Below are 17,393 nucleotides of genomic sequence, written 5' to 3' on the forward strand. Positions count from 1 at the left end.
GTCGCGCGGTCAGCGGACGATCTGGCTCGCCTCGTGCACGAGCTGCGCGTACAGCGCGTGCCGCGACGGCGCGATACGGCCGTCGGCGACCGCTTCGAGGATCGCGCAGCCGGGCTCGTGCAGATGATGACAATTATAGAAACGGCAGTCCGCGAGCAGCGGCCGGAATTCCGGAAACGCGCGCTCGAGGCGGCCTTCGGTCAGGTGGTAGAGGCCGAATTCCTGGAAGCCCGGCGAATCGATCAGCGCACCGCCGCCTTCCAGCGGGTACAGGCGCGTGAACGTCGTCGTGTGACGACCGCTGTTGAGCGCGGCCGAAATCTCGCGGGTTGCGGCTTCGGCGTCGGGCACGAGCAGGTTCACGAGCGTCGACTTGCCCATCCCGGACTGGCCGAGCAGGATCGTCGAATGCCCGGCGAGGTGCGGCATCAGCTGCGCGCGCGCATCGTCCGGCGCGCCTTTCACCGACAGCTCGAGCACGTCGTAGCCGAGCGCGCGGTACGGGGCGAGGCGTTCGCGCGCGACCGGCAGCGCGGCCTCGACGTCGATCTTGTTCAGCACGACGAGCGGCTTCAGCTCGTTCGCTTCGGCGGCGATCAGCGCGCGGCCGAGCAGATCCTCGCTGAAATAGGGCTCGGTCGCGAGCACGATCAGCAACTGGTCGAGGTTCGCGGCGAACAGCTTCGATTTGAACTGGTCGGAGCGGTACAGCAGGTTGCGCCGTTCGCCGATTTCCACGATCACGCCCTGGTCGGCCGACGCGAGTTCGTACGCGACGCGGTCGCCGACCGCGATGTCGCTCTTCTTGCCGCGCGGGAAGCATTGCAGCATCGGGCCGCCGTCGTCGGGGGCGACGATGTAGTGGCGGCCGTGCGCCGCAATCACGCGGCCTTCGGCCCGTTGCGCGCTCGACGCGCGCGGGGCCGGCTTGCGGGAGGTCGGCCGGCTCATGCGTGCTGCAGCAGGCGGTCGATCCGCTGCGAGGCCGGCGGATGCGAGTAGTAGAAGGCCGTGTAGACGGGGTCGGGCGTCAGCGTCGACGCGTTGTCCTCGTAGAGTTTCACGAGCGCGCTGACGAGATCCTGCGCGTCGGTCTGGCTGGCCGCGAACGCGTCGGCCTCGAATTCGTGCTTGCGCGACGTGAGGCTGCTGAACGGCGTCGCGAAGAACAGGAACACGGGAATCGCGAGGAAGAACAGGACGAGCGCGGCGCCCGCGTTGCTGGTGTCGAGCGACGGCGTGACGCCGAGCCCCGTATAGAACCACGTGCGCTGCGCGAGCCAGCCGAGCAGCGCCAGCAGCACGAGGCTCAGCACGAACGACACGAGCATGCGCTTCATCACGTGGCGGCGCTTGAAGTGGCCGAGTTCGTGCGCGAGTACGGCCTCGATCTCCTGGCCGGACAGGCGCGCGAGCAGCGTGTCGAAGAACACGATCCGTTTCGATGCGCCGAAGCCCGTGAAGTACGCGTTGCCGTGCGCGGAGCGGCGGCTGCCGTCCATCACGAACAGCCCCTTGGCCGCGAAGCCGCAGCGCTTCATCAGCGACTCGATGCGCGCGCGCAGCGCGTCGTCCTTCAGCGGCTCGAACTTGTTGAAGAGCGGCGCGATGAAGGTCGGGTAGATCAGCAGCACGAGCATCTGGAACGCGACCCACACGATCCAGGTCCACAGCCACCACAGGCTGCCGGCCTGGTTCATCAGCCACAGCACGACGAACAGCAGCGGCAGGCCGAGCGCGGCGCCGAGCAGCGAATTCTTCAGCATGTCGGTGAAGAACAGCCGCTTCGTCATCCGGTTGAAGCCGAAGCGCTGCTCGATCCCGAACTGGCGGTAATACTCGAACGGCACGTCGATCACGCCCGTGATCACGAGCACCGCGGCGACCAGCGCGACCTGCTGCCCGTAGCCGCGGCCGAGCCAGCCGGTCAGCAGCGTGTCGAGCGCGCCGACGCCGCCGAGCAGCGTGAGGCCGACCAGCACGGCCGCGCTGACGACGATCTCGAGCATCGTCAGCCGGGTGCGCTCGACCGTGTAGTCGGCCGCGCGCTGGTGGGCGGTCAGCGGGATGGTGGCGCTGAACTGCGCGGGTACGCCGTTACGGTGCGCGGCGACGAAGCGGATCTGCCGCGATGCGAGCCACAGTTTGGTGACGACCATCGCGAGTACGGCGAGCGCGAACAGCAGGGTGAACGAAAAGGGTGACATCGAAGGCGCCAAAGGGTTCTATGCGAGAATTATATGTTCTTGCGGACCGGCCCCGCTGATGCGATGCCGGCCGCCCGGGCGGCGCTGCATCGGCGCGCCCGGTCCGCCATTTTCCAGGATGAATCATGACCGATACCGCCGCTTCCGCCAGCCAGCCCGCGCTCGTGCGCAACGAGTTGAACCTCGTCTGGCTCGACATGGAGATGACGGGCCTCGACCCGGATAACGACCGCATCATCGAGATCGCGGTCGTCGTGACCAACTCCACGCTCGACATTGCCGTCGAGGGCCCGGTGTTCGCGATCCACCAGAGCGACGAGACGCTCGCGAAGATGGACGACTGGAACAAGTCGACGCACGGCCGTTCGGGCCTGATCGACCGCGTGCGCGCATCGACCGTGACCGAGGCGGACGCCGCCGCGCAACTGCAGGCGTTCCTCGCGCAGTACGTGTCGCCCGGCAAGTCGCCGATGTGCGGCAACTCGATTTGCCAGGACCGCCGCTTCATGGCGCGCTGGATGCCGGAATTCGAGCGATTCTTCCACTACCGCAACCTCGACGTCAGCACGCTCAAGGAGCTGTGCCGCCGCTGGCAGCCGGCCATCTACAAGGGTTTCCAGAAGCGGGCGATGCACACTGCGCTCGCGGACATCCACGAATCGATCGACGAGCTGAAGTATTACCGCGAGCATTTCCTGATTCCGGCCGCGTCGGTGTCGGCAGGGGAATCCGCGCCGGCCGCGTGAGCGGGCCGGCACGCGCGCAGCGCCCGGCAAACGCTCAGCGCCGCGCGCTTTTCGGCCGGAACGCCGCGACCACCGCGGCGTCGGTCTCGACATACGGGCCGCCGATCAGGTCGATGCAGTAGGGCACCGCGGCGAAGATGCCGGGCACGGTCGGCTTGCCGTCGGCGTCGCGCAGCCCTTCCAGCGTTTCCCGGATCGACTTGGGCTGGCCGGGCAGGTTGATGATCAGCGCCGCATGGTCGGCCGTTTCTCGGATCACCGCGACCTGCCGCGACAGGATCGCGGTCGGCACGAAATTCAGGCTGATCTGCCGCATCTGCTCGCCGAATCCCGGCATTTCCTTCGTCGCCACGGCCAGCGTGGCTTCCGGCGTCACGTCGCGGCGCGCGGGGCCGGTGCCGCCCGTCGTCAGCACGAGGTCGCAGCCGGCGACGTCGACGAGCTCGGTCAGCGTGGCCGAGATCGTCGGCGCATCGTCCTGGATCAGGCGCGTTTCGGCGCGCCACGGCGAAACCAGCGCGCCGGCGAGCCATTCCTGCAGCGCCGGAATGCCCTTGTCTTCGTAGACGCCCGTACTCGCGCGGTCGCTGATCGACACGAGGCCGACCACGAGTTCGTCCGGGTGGTTATGCTTCGTCGTCATGGTCGTCTCCGGCGTCGTCGGCCGCTTCGTCGTCGCTGTCGGATGCGCCGCCCGCGGCCTTGATCCACTGGAACAGCTCGCGGAAATAGCGCGGCGGCTTGCCTTGCTGCGCTTCCTTGCGCGCGTTGCGGATCAGCGTGCGGCCTTCCTGGATGTCGGCGTCGGGGTGCTGGCGCAGGAATTCGGTCAGTGCGTCGTCGCTCGCGAGCAGCTGCTCGCGCGTGCGCTCGATCCAGTGCAGGCGGGCTGTCGCGGCCTTGTTCACGCCGCGTTGCGCGTCGAGCGCGGTACGCAGCGCGGCCGTTTCGTCGTCGGTCAGCGAGCGCATCACGCGGCCGACGTACTGGAGCTGGCGGCGCTTGCCCTCGTGATCGGTGATCCGGCGCGCCTCGCGCACGGCGTCCGCGAGATCTTCGGGCATCGGCATGCGCTTGAGCGCGTCCTTCGGCAGGTCGACGAGCGCCTGGCCGAGTTCCTGCAGCGCGTGCATTTCGCGCTTCAACTGGGATTTGCTGGGGCGATCGTAGCCATTGTCGTCGTCCTCGACGGCATGTTCGATCGGCTGGATTCGGGTTTTGCGTGTCATGGGCCGCATTGTATCGCGGCGCGGACACCCCAAGCTTGTCTGTGTCCGGCCCCGGACCTTGCTATGATCGCGGGATACGCAACATTTTGACCATGCGGGCGCCCGCCCGCCACCGGATACCAAGACGATGGCAGCCAATCTCGACGTACAAGCGCGCTATTTCCCGCACACGCAGGACCAGCTCAAGGAAATCGCATCGGACATCCTTCGCCATGCGAAGGCGCTCGGCGCGACGGACGCCGCGACCGAAATCTCCGAGGGCGACGGCCTGTCGGTGTCGGTGCGCCGCGGCGAAGTCGAAACGATCGAGCACAACCGCGACAAGATGGTCGGCGTGACCGTGTTCATCGGCAAGAAGCGCGGCAACGCGAGCACGTCGGACTTCTCGCCGGCCGCGATCAAGGACACCGTCGCTGCCGCGTACAACATCGCGCGCTTCACGGCCGAGGACGAAGCGGCCGGTCTCGCCGAAACCGAGCTGCTCGAAACCGACCCGCGCGACCTCGATCTGTACCACCCGTGGGCGCTGAGCGCCGACGAAGCCGTCGAGCTCGCCCGCCGCGCGGAAGACGCCGCGTTCGCGGTCAGCCCGCAGATCCGCAATTCGGAAGGCGCGAGCGTGTCGGCGCAGCATTCGCAATTCGTGCTCGCGACGTCGCGCGGCTTCCTCGCCGGCTATCCGTACTCGCGCCACTACATCGCGTGCGCGCCGATCGCGGGCAGCGGCCGCCACATGCAGCGCGACGACTGGTATTCGTCGAAGCGCAGCGCGATCGATCTCGCCGCGCCCGAAGCGGTGGGCCGTTACGCGGCCGAACGCGCGCTCGCGCGGATGGGCGCGCGCCGTCTCGACACGCGCAAGGTGCCCGTGCTGTTCGAGGCGCCGCTCGCGGCCGGCCTGCTCGGCGCCTTCGTGCAGGCAGTGAGCGGCGGCGCGCTGTATCGCAAGACGTCGTTCCTCGTCGACAGCCTCGGCAAGCCGGTGTTCGCGCCGCACGTCCAGGTCGTCGAGGATCCGCACGTGCCGCGCGCGATGGGCAGCGCACCGTTCGACGAGGAAGGCGTGCGCACGCGTGCGCGCAGCGTCGTGAAGGACGGCGTCGTCGAAGGCTATTTCCTGTCGACCTATTCGGCACGCAAGCTCGGCACGCAAACCACCGGCAACGCGGGCGGCTCGCACAACCTCGCGCTGCGCAGCTCGAACACGCAGGCGGGCGACGACTTCGACGCGATGCTGAAGAAACTCGGCACGGGCCTGCTGCTGACCGAACTGATGGGGCAGGGCGTGAACTACGTGACGGGCGACTATTCGCGCGGCGCGGCGGGCTTCTGGGTGGAGAACGGCGTGATCCAGTATCCGGTCGAGGAAATCACCGTCGCCAGCACGCTGCAGGAGATGTTCCGCCATATCGTCGCGATCGGTGCCGATTCGATCGTGCGCGGGACGAAGGAAACCGGCTCGGTGCTGATCGAGCAGATGACGATCGCGGGGCAGTAAGCCGCACGCGGCACCGGCCGCGTGGAAACGAAAAAGCCCGACCGGCGCAAACCGGTCGGGCTTTTTTCATCGTGCGGAAGCAGGCGTCAGCCGCGCTTGCGTGCGTAGACGACGAACGCATAGCCGAACGTGTTCGGCGCGGCAGCCTGATGTGCGTCGCGCGAGATTTCCTGCCAGTGCGCGGCGTCGGGCGCCGGGAACGATGCGTCGCCGTCGAAGTCCGCATCGATCTCGGTGACGACCAGCTTGTCGGCGAGCGTGAGACCTTCCGCATAGAGTTGCGCGCCGCCGATCAGGAATGCCTCGGGTGCGCCGTCGCGCGCGGCGAGCGCCAGCGCATCGGCCAGCGACGTGACTGTGTCGCAGCCTTCGAAACGGCGCATCGCGTCGCGCGTGACGACGATATTGCGGCGGCCCGGCAGCGGCCGCCCGATCGACTCGTGGGTCTTGCGGCCCATCACGATCGGCGCGCCCATCGTCGTGCGCTTGAAGAACGCGAGATCCTCGGGAAGTTTCCAGGGCAACTGGTTGTCGCGGCCGATGATGCCGTTGCGGGCACGCGCGACGATCAGGGTCAACGTCGTCATGAAGGTCGGGGAAGAGGGAAAACGGAATGGGCCGATTTTACCGGAACGGCGGCACGCTCCGGATTCCGCACGCCGGTAGGGACGTCGGCGTTTCCCGTGTCGTGCGCCGCGACGCGTGATGCTCCGCGTCGCGGCGACCGTCCGAATAAAAAGAGTGCCCGCCGGGGGACGGAGCACAAAAAACGTTTTGTGCCGCGAGATCGGCGATACCGGTTCCGATCGAGGGCAGCGCGTTCGACCGGATCGTCAGTTCAATACGGAATCCTGATCGAATCGAAGCGACGCAAGCATCAAGGATGCGTACTGCCTCGCGCGTTACCGCCCATCGCGTGCCGCATGTCCGACGGTTGCGGCGCCGGCAGCGGCATCGGCAACTGGGGCGGCGGCGGGATCTCGTCCCACAGCGTCACGGAGGCCTGGGCGGCCGGCAGCGGTTGCGGCGCCGACACGGTCACGATACTGAAGCCGTCGCCGAGCTGCATGCTCGGCACAGGCTCGGCAACCAGCATGGCGCGATCCGGCCGCATGCCTTCGTCCGCGCATGCCGGCGCGGGCGGGCCGGCGGCCGAGAGCACGAGCGTCATCGGCACGAAAGAAAGTAAAAGATGTTTTCGCATGGCGACTGTCTCCGGTCGTTCCCGTATTCAGCGAAATACATGCCACGGTACCGGGACCATTGCCGCCATTGCGATTCCTGCTCAAGCGTTGCCAATTGTGGCCAAAAACGCCTGAAAATGTTTCAGGCCTGAAACGAGGGGGCTCGGGAATACTGCTGATTCAATCGATACGCTTCAAGGATGAAAATCGGCGCGTGTGTTGATGACGAAACCCTTCCTGCGCATGGGCTATGTGCAGATGATTGATCTGCATCGACCTCCTGAGCGATTCGGCCGCATCGCCATCGGCACTGAAACGGCTTTGTCGTATTCGGTGCCTATAACCAAGCAGTCTTGATCAAAAATAACTGGACGCGAGATAAGCGCCATCATGCGAGGCTGTGTCGTTGCCGCGCATCGGCATGGCGAATCGAGCCACCTTGGGCTGACCCGATTCGATCCTTTTGCACGTGACCTTGACGTGTGCGGCAATCGTTAGACGGTTGATGAACGGGGTGAGCATATGGGAGCCGATCAGCGGCACGTGATCTACTATTCGCGCGAACCGAACGACGCGTTGCGCGGCCATTTCGACGAATGCGGCTGGCGCGTCGATCTGGCCGAGACCGTGCGCGATGTGCGGCGCGTCGTGCAGCATGGCGTCGCAACCGCCGGCCTGCTCGATTTCTCGCCGGGCTTCAAGCCGTCGGATCTGCGTGAACTCGAATCCTGCCTGAGCATCCAGCACATCGGCTGGATCGCGGCGACGCGGCGCGGCCAGTTGCAGGACGCGACGCTGCGCCACCTCATTCGCGACTATTGCTTCGACTACGTGACGATGCCGTACGAAACGGCGCGGATCGTCGAGACGGTCGGTCATGCGCACGGCATGGTCGCCCTGACCGATCCCGTTGCGCCGCCCGTCGGCGCCGGACGCAGCGAAGGCGAGATGGTCGGCACCTGCGATGCGATGCTCGGGCTCTTCAGGACGATCCGCCGCGTCGCGGCGACCGACGCACCGGTATTCATCTCCGGCGAATCGGGTACGGGCAAGGAGCTGACGGCGGTCGCGATTCACGAGCGTTCGTCGCGCGCGCAGGCGCCGTTCATTGCGATCAATTGCGGCGCGATACCGTCGACGCTGCTGCAGGCCGAACTGTTCGGCTATGAACGCGGCGCGTTCACCGGTGCGAACCAGCGCAAGATCGGCCGCGTCGAGGCCGCCAACGGCGGCACGCTGTTTCTCGACGAGATCGGCGATCTGCCGCTCGAAAGCCAGGCGAGCCTGTTGCGCTTCCTGCAGGAAGGCAAGATCGAGCGGCTCGGCGCGCACGTGTCGGTGCCGGTCGATGTGCGCGTGATCTGCGCGACGCACGTGGACATGGAAGCGGCGCTGCGCGAAGGGCGCTTCCGCGAGGACCTGTTTCATCGGTTGTGCGTGCTGAAGATCGAGGAGCCGCCGCTGCGCGCGCGCGGCAAGGACATCGAGGTGCTCGCGCGCCACATGCTCGAGCGCTTCAAGGGCGATGCGCATCGCCGTCTGCGCGGCTTTTCCCCGGATGCGGTCGCGTCGCTGTACGGCTATTCGTGGCCGGGCAACGTGCGCGAGCTGATCAACCGCGTGCGCCGCGCGATCGTGATGTCGGAAGGCCGGATGATCACGTCGGCCGATCTCGAACTGAACGACTATGCGGCGCTTGCGCCGGTGTCGCTGCTGGAGGCGCGCGAGGCGGCCGAACGGCAGGCGATCGAGCAGGCGCTGCTGCGCCATCGCGGCCGTTTCGCGGATGCCGCGCGCGAACTCGGCGTATCGCGCGTCACGCTCTACCGGCTGATGTGCGCACACGGGATGCGCGATCGCGGCGACCCGCTCGGAGGGTTTTCGGCGCCGTTGCCGGAGCTTCCGCGTCACGCTTGTTAAAATTGGCGGGTACGGCCGCCCTCGCGGCCGAAGGAACCCGCATGAAACAGTATCTCGATCTCGTTCGTACCATTCTCGATACCGGCAGCTGGCAGGAGAACCGCACGGGAATCCGCACCATCAGCATGCCGGGCGCGATGCTGCGCTTCGACCTGCAGCAAGGCTTCCCGGCCGTGACGACCAAGAAGCTCGCGTTCAAGTCCGCGATCGGCGAACTGGTCGGCTTCCTGCGCGCGTCGCGCAGCGCGGCCGATTTCCGTGCGCTCGGCTGCAAGGTGTGGGATGCGAACGCGAACGAGAACGCACAGTGGCTCGCGAACCCGTATCGCCAGGGCGTGGACGATCTCGGCGACGTCTACGGCGTGCAATGGCGCCAGTGGCCGGGCTACAAGGTGCTGGATGCCGGCGCGGACGCGCAGATCGCCGATGCGACCCGCCGCGGCTTCCGGATCGTCACGCGTTTCGACGAAGACGGCGCGCCGAAGGTGCTGCTGTACAAGGCGATCGATCAGTTGCGCCAGTGCCTGGACACGATCATGGAGAACCCGTCCGATCGCCGCATCCTGTTTCACGCATGGAATCCGGCCGTGCTCGACCAGATCGCGCTGCCCGCGTGCCATCTGCTGTACCAGTTCCTGCCGAACGCGACGAAGCGAGAGATCTCGCTGTGCCTGTACATCCGCAGCAACGACGTCGGCCTCGGCACGCCGTTCAACCTGACGGAAGGGGCCGCGCTGCTGTCGCTCGTCGGCCGGCTGACGGGCTACACGCCGCGCTGGTTCACGTATTTCATCGGCGACGCCCACATCTACGAGAACCAGCTCGACATGCTGCAGCAGCAACTCACCCGCGAGCCGTACGAAAGCCCGCGGCTGGAAATTGCCGAGCGCGTGCCCGACTACGCGAAGACGGGCGTCTATGCGCCGGAATGGCTGGAGCAGGTCGAGCCGTCCGATTTCTCGCTCGTCGGCTATCGGCACCATGAGCCGCTGACCGCGCCGATGGCGGTCTGATCGCGCGGCCGGGGCCGCGCGGGTCCATCGCTCCGCACCCTGCAAAAAGGCTCGACCGGCTGATACCGGTCGAGCCTTTTTGTTTCAGGTTTGCTGCACTTACTGGCGATGCCGCTCCTCGTGGCCGCCTTGCGGCGGCGGGTTGCTCGGGCGCGGCGCCTCGACGTGCGGCGCCGGCTGCGGCCGCGGTTCCATCCGCGGAGCGGGCATCGCCGGACGCGGCTCCATGCGGGGCGCCGGTTGCGGGCGCGGCTCCATCCGCGGCGCCTGCGGCTGCGGGCGCGGCACGTCGTGCACGGCGGGCGCCGGCGGACGGTACTCGTTCACGCGCGGCGGCGCGACTTCGCGATGGGGCGCCGGTTGAGCGAAGTCCGGGCGCGGCTGCGGCGCGGGGGCGGCCCGTTCCGGTTGCGGCTGCGGCTGCGCATGCCGGGCCGGCGTCGGGAAATCGGGGCGCGGACGCGGCTGCGGAATCTGCGCGGTATGGTCGGGCTGCGGTTGCGGCAGCGCGCGCGGCGCTTCGTTGCGGCCGCCGGGCTGGATGCCCTGCGGGGCCGGCAAGCCGTCCGGGTGCGGCACCGCGGCGCTGCGCACGGGCGGCAGCGCGTTCTGGCCGGCCGCGTGCAGCGCGGTGGGCGGAGCAGGGCGCTGACGTTCCATCGGCGTGTGCGGCTGCATCCACGTGGGCGATGACGGCGCGTCGGCTGCCCGCGCCTGACCGATGCCCGACCGAGCGTTGTTCGCTTCCGGCGGATGCGGGACGCCGTTGCCGGTCGCGAATGCCTGATGCGGGATCGGGTTGCCGGATGCCTGCGGCGTGCCGCCATTGGCGAAACGCGATGCGTTCGGGATTTCGCCGTTTGCAGGCCGTGCGACATTCGGCATGCCCGGCGTCGGCGCCTCCGGCTGTCCGGCCTGCACGCCGGCCGGCTGGCCTTCGCGCGGCGCGCGGGCCGGCTGCACGACGGGGCCGTGCGGATTCACGAGCTGCACGTTGTGCATCGCCCAGGCGCCGCCGCCCGGCTTGCCCGGCACGCGGACCGGACGAGCCGTATAGTCGGCCGGCACGTTGGTCTTCACGACCGGTGCGCCGGCGCCCGGTACGCGCCCGCCTTGCTGCGCGAGGTGGGCGGCGGCCTGGTCGCGATATGCGGCCGGCACGGCCGGATTGCGGGTCGCGACGTACGGGTGCTGCGCGATCGCCGCCGGCGGACGGTAGCTGGCATTGCGCAATCCGCCGGTGAAGCTCTGGCGCACCGGTGCGATGCCGGGCGTGCCCGGCGTGACATGCGCGTTGCGCCATTGCTGCGGATCGACGTGCTGCGAGAAGTGCGCGACCGGCTGGCCGTGCACGAACGCGGAGGCCGGTACGGCCGTGATCGCGTGCGGCGCGCGGAAATTCACGTACGTCTTGTTGATGTTGGTGATATTGGTGATGTTCGTCACGTTCACGGTCTTGTTCACGTTGACGTTGTTCACCACGATGTTGCGGTTGACGCGCTCGTAGTAGTGCGGGCTCCAGCCGCCCCAGCCCGGATGCCACGGCTCGCCCGGGCCGAGCGCGAACCATGCGCAGCCGGCCGCGGCGACGCCGCCGACCGTCAGCGCCACATTCCAGTCGGAACCGCCGCCACCGCCGCCGCCCACGAAGGCGACGAGCGCCGGCGCATAGACGGGCGGCTGGCTGACGACCATCGGGCCGGGCACCCAGGCCCAGCTGTCGTCCACGTACGCCCAGCGGCCGTAGTGATACGGCGCGAAGCCCCACGGCGCGTCGTCGACCCAGGTCCAGCCCCACGGCGCCTGCCAGATCCAGTGGCCGTCGTGATACGGCGCCCAGTCGGCCGGCGTGTCGTTCGGCACCCAGACCGCGCCGTAGTTCGGCGTTTCGCGCCACGTGCCGTTCGCATCGAGATCCTGGTAGCCGGGGATGTCGCGGGACACGTAGCGGGCCGACACCGAGCGCGCTTCGGCCGCGTCGCGGCTGGCCGCCCACTGGTCGAGCGCATCGGGGCCCGGTGCGGCCGATTGTTGCGCGACCTGCAGGTCGGTGCCGGTGAACACGACCTGCTGCCCGGGCGACAGCGGGTACTGCCCGTTGCTGCCGTAGGCCGTCGCGCTGCCGCTGCGCACCGTCACCGTCGTGCTCGCGCCGTTCGGCGCCACATCGACGCGATAGTCGCCGGGGCCCGTGATGCCGAGCGCGAGGTTCGGCGTGTCGATTTCATACGATCCGCCGGCCGGCAAATCGCGCACGTGCGTCGACACGGTGCCGAGGCCCACTTTCAACTGCGTCGTCGTGTCGTCGAGATTCAGCACCGCCAGGCTCGTCGACTCGCCGAGCCGCACCGCGGTCGAGCCGATGTGCAGTTCCGAGCGCGCGCCGGCATCGTTCCAGAGCTGGTCGCCGGTCGTCAGCGGCCGGTTCACCGCCGCATACGACCACGCATCGGTGCCGGCCGGTTCGGTCGTCACGGCGCCCGACAGGTAATTGAGCCGCGCGACGCGGCCGGGCGGATCGCCGCCCGGTTGCCGTGCCGCGGCCATATTCGGCGGCGCATCGGCCGATTGCGCGAAGGCGGGCGGCAGCGCCGCAAGCGCGACGAACGCGAGCAGCGTGTAGCGGGCGGTGCGCTTGAGCGTGAACAGGGTGGCCATGGTGAGCGTCATTGTCGTGATCGCGGCGCGTCGATTCGTGCCGTCGAGTTCACAATATCCGCTTGGCCTGTTTCAAGGCACGGTGTTTTGTAAGTCGAATGGCATGCGATGTAACAAAACCTGTCCATCGCGCGCCGTTGTCGTGCGGCTGCAATGCCGGCGTCAAGCGGACGTAAGCCACGCATCGAAAACCTGCCGGCCGGGCGCCGTGACGCGCAGCACGCGCGGCCGGGCAGCGCGCTCGATCCAGCCGTGTGCGCAGAAGCTTTCGAGCAGCGCCGCGCCGAGCGCGCCGCCGAGATGCGAGCGCCGCTCGCTCCAGTCGAGGCAACCGCACGCGAAGCGGCGCCGGCGCGCGCGCTGTTGCGCGACGTCGATGCCCCATCGCCCGAGCGCCTGCGTGCCGAGCTCGGTGGTCTCGATCGCGTCGCCGTTCGCGAGCAGCCAGCCGCGCGCGGTGAGGCCGTCGAAGATGCGCACCGCGAGCTCGCCTGCCATGTGGTCGTAGCAGGTGCGGGCGTAGCGCAGTTCGGCCGGGACCGCGCGCGACGGCGGCGGAACCGGACGGTGCGGCGCGGCCGCGCGGGCGACGTTCGCCAGCGCTTCGAGCGAGGCCGCGATGTCGGCCGACGCGATGCGGTAGTAGCGATGCCGGCCGCGCACGTCGAGCGCCAGCAGGCCGCCCTCGGTCAGGCGGGCGAGGTGCGCGCTGGCCGCGGACGGCGACAGTCCCGCGATCATCGTCAGTTCGCCGGCCGGCCGCGCGCTGCCGTCCATCAGCACCCACAGCATCGCGGCGCGGCCGGGATCGGCGATCAGTGCGCCGATGCGGCTCAGGCCCGGAAAATGGTGGTCGTCTTGATCGGTCATCGTCGTACCTCGTCGAGCGGGATGAAGGCAGTGTAGTCGGTGCGCGCATTCGATGTTTCGCTTCCGGATGAAATGTCGGATGCGGCCGCGACGCCCCTGCGGGGACGGGCTGCGGCCGGTTGCAGGGCACGCGTAGAATGGCCGGACGCGGCGGCAGCGGGCCGCCGCATGTGACGCGATGCAACGATGAAGACGATTTTCTGTGTGTTGACCGCCGCGCTCGTATGCGCGGCGTGTGCGCAGGGCGGCGCGGGCGCGACCGGCGAGCGCGGCGGCAGTATCGAGATGTACGGGACGATCGACCAGGGCATCACGGTGCGCCGCTGACCGGCGGCGCTCCCCGCGCGCGTCGGCATGACCGCCGCAGCCCCGCCACGCGGGGCTTGCCGCGACGCGTTGCCGCAGTGCAACGTATAATGGCCGATCACAGCGCCCCTGTCGCCTGGAGCCAGAACAATGTCCCAACCGTCCCCCGTGCCGGCCGCCCTCGACCGCACCGAAACCGTATTCCGCTTCCTCGCCGAGCCTTCGTCCGTGAACTTCGGCGGCAAGGTGCATGGCGGCGCGCTGATGAAGTGGATCGACGAGGTCGCGTATGCGTGCGCGGCCGTCTGGTCGAGCCGCTATTGCGTGACGGTCAGCGTCGGCAACATCCGTTTCCAGCGTCCGATCCTGGTCGGCAATCTGGTCGAGCTGAAGGCGCGCGTCGTCGCGACGGGGCGTACCAGCATGCACATCCACGTGTCGGTGCACGCCGGCGATCCGAAGGGCGGCGTGCTGCGCCAGACGACCGATTGCCTCGTCGTGTTCGTCGCGGTCGACGAGAACGGCAACCCGGTGCCGGTGCCGCCGTTCGTGCCCGAAACCGACGAGCAGCGCGTGCTCGCGAAATATGCGGCCGACGTGCGGGCCGCGCTCGACAAGATCGTCGAGATGAAGCCGGAAGAAGTCGCGAAGGGCACCGTCTGAGTGCCGTGGGCGCCGCGCTCGTCGCGCCGCGCCCGCCGTCCTGCCGTTACCGCGTCCCGATCATCTGCTCGGGGCGCACCCAGGCATCGAATTCCGCCTCGGTCAGGTAGCCGAGCGCGAGCGCGGCCGCCTTCAGTGTCGTGCCTTCCTTGTGCGCCTTCTTCGCGATCTGCGCGGACTTGTCGTAGCCGATGTGCGGATTGAGCGCCGTCACGAGCATCAGTGATTCGTTCAGCAACAGGTCGATCCGCGAGCGGTTCGGCTCGATGCCCACCGCGCAGTGATCGTTGAAGCTCTGCGCGCCGTCGGCGAGCAGGCGCACCGATTGCAGCACGTTGTGCGCGATCATCGGCCGGAACACGTTCAGCTCGAAATTGCCGCTCGCGCCGCCGACGTTGACCGCGACATCGTTGCCGAACACCTGGCAGCACAGCATCGTCACCGCTTCCGACTGCGTCGGGTTCACCTTGCCCGGCATGATCGAGCTACCCGGCTCGTTTTCCGGAATCAACAGCTCGCCGAGCCCGCAGCGCGGCCCGCTCGCGAGCCAGCGCACGTCGTTCGCGATCTTCATCAGGCTGGCTGCGACCGTCTTCAGCGCGCCGTGCGCGAAGACCAGCGCATCGGCGGCCGCCATCACCTCGAACTTGCTCGGCGCCGTCACGAACGGCAGCTTCGTGAGCCGGCCGATCTCGTCGGCCACGCGCACCGCGAATTCCGGGTGCGCGTTCAGCCCCGTGCCGACCGCGGTGCCGCCGAGCGCGAGCTCGTACAGATGCGGCAGCGCCGATTCGACGTGACGGATGCCCTGGTCGAGCTGCGCGACATAGCCGGAGAATTCCTGGCCGAGCGTGAGCGGCGTGGCGTCCTGCAGGTGCGTGCGGCCGATCTTCACGATGTCGGCGAACGCCTTCGACTTCGCGTCGAGCGTCGCGCGCAGCGTGCGCAGCGCCGGCAGCAGGTGATTGACGATCGCATACGCGGCCGCCACGTGCATCGCGGTCGGGAACACGTCGTTCGACGACTGGCCGCGGTTCACGTCGTCGTTCGGATGCACCTTGCGCGCTTCGCCGCGCTCGCCGCCCATCAGTTCGCTCGCACGGTTCGCGATCACCTCGTTGAGGTTCATGTTGGTCTGCGTGCCGGAGCCCGTCTGCCACACTGCGAGCGGGAATTCGCGCGGATGCTTGCCGGCGATGATCTCGTCGGCGGCTGCGATGATCGCGTGCGCCTTGTCGTCGGCGAGCACGCCGAGCGACTGGTTGACGGCCGCCGCGGCGCGCTTGACGATCGCGAGCGCGTGGATCAGCTCGGGCGACTGCTTCTCCGTCGAGATCCGGAAATTCTGCAGCGAGCGCTCGGTCTGCGCGCCCCAGAGCCGATCGGCCGGCACGGCGATCTCGCCGAACGTGTCGCGTTCCATCCGAACTGCTTCATTCATGATGCACTCCTCCTGGAAAGGGGAAAGGCCGCGCGTCGTCGCGCGGCGTCAGGCGTAATCAGACGTATCGTGAGGCAGTCGCGCCGCTGGCGCGGCGTCTCGAGGTGTTCAACCGACAAGCATAGCGCCGGCCGCGATTTTGCGTCGTGTCGCGCCTGGGGCCGGCGCAAGCCCGCGACGAGCGGGAACCGGCCCTAGCGCGCCGTCGCGATGAGCGAGAGGGTCTTGCGGTGAAAGCGCCAGGCCATCAGCGCGGCGACGCTCGCGAGCCCGGCCGCGAGCCCCCACCACAGGCCGCGCGCGCCCAGGCCCGCGTGGAACGCGAACCAGTAGCCGGTCGGGAAGCCGATGCCCCAGTAGCCGAAGGTCGCGGCGAGCATCGGGATGCGCGTGTCCTTCAGGCCGCGCAGCGCACCCGACGCCACGGTCTGCATCCCGTCGACGATCTGGAACACCGCGGCGATGCCGAGCAGTGACGCGGCGAGCGACACCGTGGCCGCGTTGGCCGGGTCGTCGAGGTGCAGGTACAGGCCGACGATCGTGTGCGGCGCGACGATCATCACGAGGCCCGACAGCGACATGAAGCCGACGCCGAGCGCGAGCGCGACGAAACCCGCGTGCCGCGCGGCGACGGGCGAGCCCGCGCCGACCCAGTAGCCGACGCGCACGTTGGCCGCCTGGCCGATCGCGAGCGGCACCATGAACGATACCGACGCGACGTTCAGCGCGATCTGGTGCGCGGCGAGCGACGTCGCGCCCAGCACGCCGACCGTGAGGCCGGTGGCGAGGAACAGCGTCGATTCGACCCCGTACGTGATCGCGACCGGCCAGCCGATGCCGATCAGCTCGCCCATCACGGGCAGCTTCGGGCGCGCCGCGGTCACGAAATGGCGGAAGCGCTGCCGGCCGTGCAGCAGCCAGATCAGCGCGAGCGCGGTGAGCCAGATCGTGATCGTCGTCGCGACGGCCGAACCGAGAAAACCGAGGCGCGGCAACCCGAATGCGCCGTGGATCAGCCCGTAGTTCAGCACGCCGTTGACGCCGACGCCGCCGATCGACACCCACAAGAGCCGCCGCGCGGCGCCGATCGCCGGCAGGAACGCGCGCATCAGCCCGACGCCGATCAGGCTGCCGAGCGCCGCGTAGCGCAGGATGCCCGTGTATTCGCCGACGTGATGCGCGAGCAGCGGCGGCTCGTGGAACATCAGCAGGATCGGCTCGGCGAGCGACAGCGCGACGATCGCCGGAATCGCGAGCAGCACGGACAGCGCGAAGCCCGTCCAGTAGATGTGCGGCACGCGGTCCTCGGCCTGCGCGCCGCGCGCATGCGCGACGCTCACGCTGACCGACGACAGCACCCCTTGCAGGATCGTCACGATCACGAAGAAGAAGTTCGCGCCGAGCCCGCCCGCCGCGAGCGAATCGGGGCCGAGCGAGCCGAGCAGCACCGTGTCGGTGACGCTCATCGCCATCTGGGAAAGTTGCGCGATCGCGAGCGGCGCGGCGAGGCGCGCGGTATCGGCGGCATGACTGGACAGGGACGGCGGCGCGGCGGCCGTCCGCGTGAAACCGGAATGCGACATGGAATGGGCGCTCGCGCGGGTGCGGGCCCGCGCTATATGTATTTATTTTGAGAGACGGTTAGCTTACGGCTTTAT

General features: G+C 68.5%; 17 protein-coding genes. 7 read left to right on the forward strand and 10 right to left on the reverse strand.

Annotation, left to right across the window (positions count from 1 at the left end; translation table 11 throughout):
- Window positions 1–9: 9 nt before the first annotated feature.
- Window positions 10–951: a ribosome small subunit-dependent GTPase A gene (gene rsgA, locus H0X90_RS13630; RefSeq protein ID WP_006486937.1), complete on the reverse strand. Its 942-nt coding sequence runs from the start codon at window positions 949–951 to the stop codon at window positions 10–12.
- Window positions 948–2,207: a M48 family metallopeptidase gene (locus H0X90_RS13635; RefSeq protein ID WP_058902101.1), complete on the reverse strand. Its 1,260-nt coding sequence runs from the start codon at window positions 2,205–2,207 to the stop codon at window positions 948–950. The genes rsgA and H0X90_RS13635 overlap by 4 nt, the downstream gene beginning before the upstream one ends.
- A 125-nt stretch (window positions 2,208–2,332) precedes the next feature.
- Here H0X90_RS13635 and orn point away from each other — a divergent pair, with 125 nt between their 5' ends.
- A complete protein-coding gene (gene orn, locus H0X90_RS13640; protein ID WP_006486828.1) occupies window positions 2,333–2,953 on the forward strand; it encodes an oligoribonuclease in 621 nt (206 codons plus the stop codon).
- Window positions 2,954–2,987: 34 nt separating this feature from the next.
- Here the strand turns inward: orn and mog are convergent, their stop codons facing one another.
- A complete protein-coding gene (gene mog, locus H0X90_RS13645; protein WP_077020014.1) occupies window positions 2,988–3,596 on the reverse strand; it encodes a molybdopterin adenylyltransferase in 609 nt (202 codons plus the stop codon).
- Window positions 3,580–4,182, reverse strand: a complete 603-nt coding sequence (gene yjgA, locus H0X90_RS13650; RefSeq protein ID WP_272481865.1) for a ribosome biogenesis factor YjgA — start codon at window positions 4,180–4,182, stop codon at window positions 3,580–3,582. The genes mog and yjgA overlap by 17 nt, the downstream gene beginning before the upstream one ends.
- Window positions 4,183–4,309: 127 nt before the next feature.
- Here yjgA and pmbA point away from each other — a divergent pair, with 127 nt between their 5' ends.
- Window positions 4,310–5,680, forward strand: a complete 1,371-nt coding sequence (gene pmbA, locus H0X90_RS13655; RefSeq protein WP_006493546.1) for a metalloprotease PmbA — start codon at window positions 4,310–4,312, stop codon at window positions 5,678–5,680.
- A gap of 86 nt (window positions 5,681–5,766) precedes the next feature.
- Here the strand turns inward: pmbA and H0X90_RS13660 are convergent, their stop codons facing one another.
- Window positions 5,767–6,267, reverse strand: a complete 501-nt coding sequence (locus tag H0X90_RS13660; protein WP_077190884.1) for a dihydrofolate reductase — start codon at window positions 6,265–6,267, stop codon at window positions 5,767–5,769.
- Window positions 6,268–6,557: 290 nt separating this feature from the next.
- Window positions 6,558–6,884: a hypothetical protein gene (locus H0X90_RS13665; RefSeq protein WP_006486864.1), complete on the reverse strand. Its 327-nt coding sequence runs from the start codon at window positions 6,882–6,884 to the stop codon at window positions 6,558–6,560.
- A gap of 202 nt (window positions 6,885–7,086) precedes the next feature.
- Between H0X90_RS13665 and H0X90_RS36030 the strand changes: the two genes are divergently transcribed.
- The 3 genes from H0X90_RS36030 (at window position 7,087) to H0X90_RS13675 (ending at window position 9,797) form a co-directional block, all read left to right on the forward strand.
- Complete coding sequence (locus H0X90_RS36030; protein WP_256097531.1) at window positions 7,087–7,221, forward strand: hypothetical protein; 135 nt, start codon at window positions 7,087–7,089, stop codon at window positions 7,219–7,221.
- A 165-nt stretch (window positions 7,222–7,386) separates the two neighbouring features.
- A complete protein-coding gene (locus H0X90_RS13670; RefSeq protein WP_077190882.1) occupies window positions 7,387–8,784 on the forward strand; it encodes a sigma-54 dependent transcriptional regulator in 1,398 nt (465 codons plus the stop codon).
- Between the two features lie 41 nt (window positions 8,785–8,825).
- The gene (locus H0X90_RS13675; RefSeq protein WP_006486933.1) at window positions 8,826–9,797 is read left to right on the forward strand and encodes a thymidylate synthase; all 972 of its coding nucleotides are present in this window, start codon (window positions 8,826–8,828) and stop codon (window positions 9,795–9,797) included.
- A gap of 99 nt (window positions 9,798–9,896) precedes the next feature.
- On the opposite strand, the gene H0X90_RS13680 is transcribed toward H0X90_RS13675, so the two are convergent.
- Window positions 9,897–12,467: a DUF6600 domain-containing protein gene (locus tag H0X90_RS13680; RefSeq protein ID WP_227739762.1), complete on the reverse strand. Its 2,571-nt coding sequence runs from the start codon at window positions 12,465–12,467 to the stop codon at window positions 9,897–9,899.
- 150 nt (window positions 12,468–12,617) lie between these two features.
- Complete coding sequence (locus H0X90_RS13685) at window positions 12,618–13,325, reverse strand: helix-turn-helix transcriptional regulator (protein ID WP_048985197.1); 708 nt, start codon at window positions 13,323–13,325, stop codon at window positions 12,618–12,620.
- A 186-nt stretch (window positions 13,326–13,511) separates the two neighbouring features.
- Between H0X90_RS13685 and H0X90_RS13690 the strand changes: the two genes are divergently transcribed.
- Window positions 13,512–13,652: a hypothetical protein gene (locus H0X90_RS13690; RefSeq protein WP_006486199.1), complete on the forward strand. Its 141-nt coding sequence runs from the start codon at window positions 13,512–13,514 to the stop codon at window positions 13,650–13,652.
- Window positions 13,653–13,781: 129 nt separating this feature from the next.
- Window positions 13,782–14,294 carry an acyl-CoA thioesterase gene (locus tag H0X90_RS13695; RefSeq protein WP_006493265.1) on the forward strand — a complete coding sequence of 171 codons (513 nt, stop codon included), beginning with the start codon at window positions 13,782–13,784 and terminating at the stop codon, window positions 14,292–14,294.
- A gap of 46 nt (window positions 14,295–14,340) precedes the next feature.
- Here the strand turns inward: H0X90_RS13695 and fumC are convergent, their stop codons facing one another.
- On the reverse strand, window positions 14,341–15,735 hold the full coding sequence (gene fumC / locus H0X90_RS13700; RefSeq protein WP_077190881.1) for a class II fumarate hydratase: 1,395 nt from the start codon (window positions 15,733–15,735) through the stop codon (window positions 14,341–14,343).
- A gap of 194 nt (window positions 15,736–15,929) precedes the next feature.
- Window positions 15,930–17,318 carry a multidrug efflux MATE transporter NorM gene (gene norM, locus H0X90_RS13705; protein WP_006496523.1) on the reverse strand — a complete coding sequence of 463 codons (1,389 nt, stop codon included), beginning with the start codon at window positions 17,316–17,318 and terminating at the stop codon, window positions 15,930–15,932.
- Between the last annotated feature and the right edge of the window lie 75 nt (window positions 17,319–17,393).

The sequence above is a fragment of the Burkholderia sp. 9775_39 genome (assembly GCF_015712225.1).
In the GTDB taxonomy this organism is placed as follows: Bacteria; Pseudomonadota; Gammaproteobacteria; order Burkholderiales; family Burkholderiaceae; genus Burkholderia; species Burkholderia cenocepacia.

What these genes read in the sequence shown, in the direction of transcription:
- rsgA (WP_006486937.1), bottom strand. Translation starts at nt 951, where the DNA reads ATGAGCCGGCCGACCTCCCGCAAGCCGGCCCCGCGCGCGTCGAGCGCG.
- H0X90_RS13635 (WP_058902101.1), bottom strand. Translation starts at nt 2,207, where the DNA reads ATGTCACCCTTTTCGTTCACCCTGCTGTTCGCGCTCGCCGTACTCGCG.
- orn (WP_006486828.1), top strand. Translation starts at nt 2,333, where the DNA reads ATGACCGATACCGCCGCTTCCGCCAGCCAGCCCGCGCTCGTGCGCAAC.
- mog (WP_077020014.1), bottom strand. Translation starts at nt 3,596, where the DNA reads ATGACGACGAAGCATAACCACCCGGACGAACTCGTGGTCGGCCTCGTG.
- yjgA (WP_272481865.1), bottom strand. Translation starts at nt 4,182, where the DNA reads ATGACACGCAAAACCCGAATCCAGCCGATCGAACATGCCGTCGAGGAC.
- pmbA (WP_006493546.1), top strand. Translation starts at nt 4,310, where the DNA reads ATGGCAGCCAATCTCGACGTACAAGCGCGCTATTTCCCGCACACGCAG.
- H0X90_RS13660 (WP_077190884.1), bottom strand. Translation starts at nt 6,267, where the DNA reads ATGACGACGTTGACCCTGATCGTCGCGCGTGCCCGCAACGGCATCATC.
- H0X90_RS13665 (WP_006486864.1), bottom strand. Translation starts at nt 6,884, where the DNA reads ATGCGAAAACATCTTTTACTTTCTTTCGTGCCGATGACGCTCGTGCTC.
- H0X90_RS36030 (WP_256097531.1), top strand. Translation starts at nt 7,087, where the DNA reads ATGACGAAACCCTTCCTGCGCATGGGCTATGTGCAGATGATTGATCTG.
- H0X90_RS13670 (WP_077190882.1), top strand. Translation starts at nt 7,387, where the DNA reads ATGGGAGCCGATCAGCGGCACGTGATCTACTATTCGCGCGAACCGAAC.
- H0X90_RS13675 (WP_006486933.1), top strand. Translation starts at nt 8,826, where the DNA reads ATGAAACAGTATCTCGATCTCGTTCGTACCATTCTCGATACCGGCAGC.
- H0X90_RS13680 (WP_227739762.1), bottom strand. Translation starts at nt 12,467, where the DNA reads ATGACGCTCACCATGGCCACCCTGTTCACGCTCAAGCGCACCGCCCGC.
- H0X90_RS13685 (WP_048985197.1), bottom strand. Translation starts at nt 13,325, where the DNA reads ATGACCGATCAAGACGACCACCATTTTCCGGGCCTGAGCCGCATCGGC.
- H0X90_RS13690 (WP_006486199.1), top strand. Translation starts at nt 13,512, where the DNA reads ATGAAGACGATTTTCTGTGTGTTGACCGCCGCGCTCGTATGCGCGGCG.
- H0X90_RS13695 (WP_006493265.1), top strand. Translation starts at nt 13,782, where the DNA reads ATGTCCCAACCGTCCCCCGTGCCGGCCGCCCTCGACCGCACCGAAACC.
- fumC (WP_077190881.1), bottom strand. Translation starts at nt 15,735, where the DNA reads ATGAATGAAGCAGTTCGGATGGAACGCGACACGTTCGGCGAGATCGCC.
- norM (WP_006496523.1), bottom strand. Translation starts at nt 17,318, where the DNA reads ATGTCGCATTCCGGTTTCACGCGGACGGCCGCCGCGCCGCCGTCCCTG.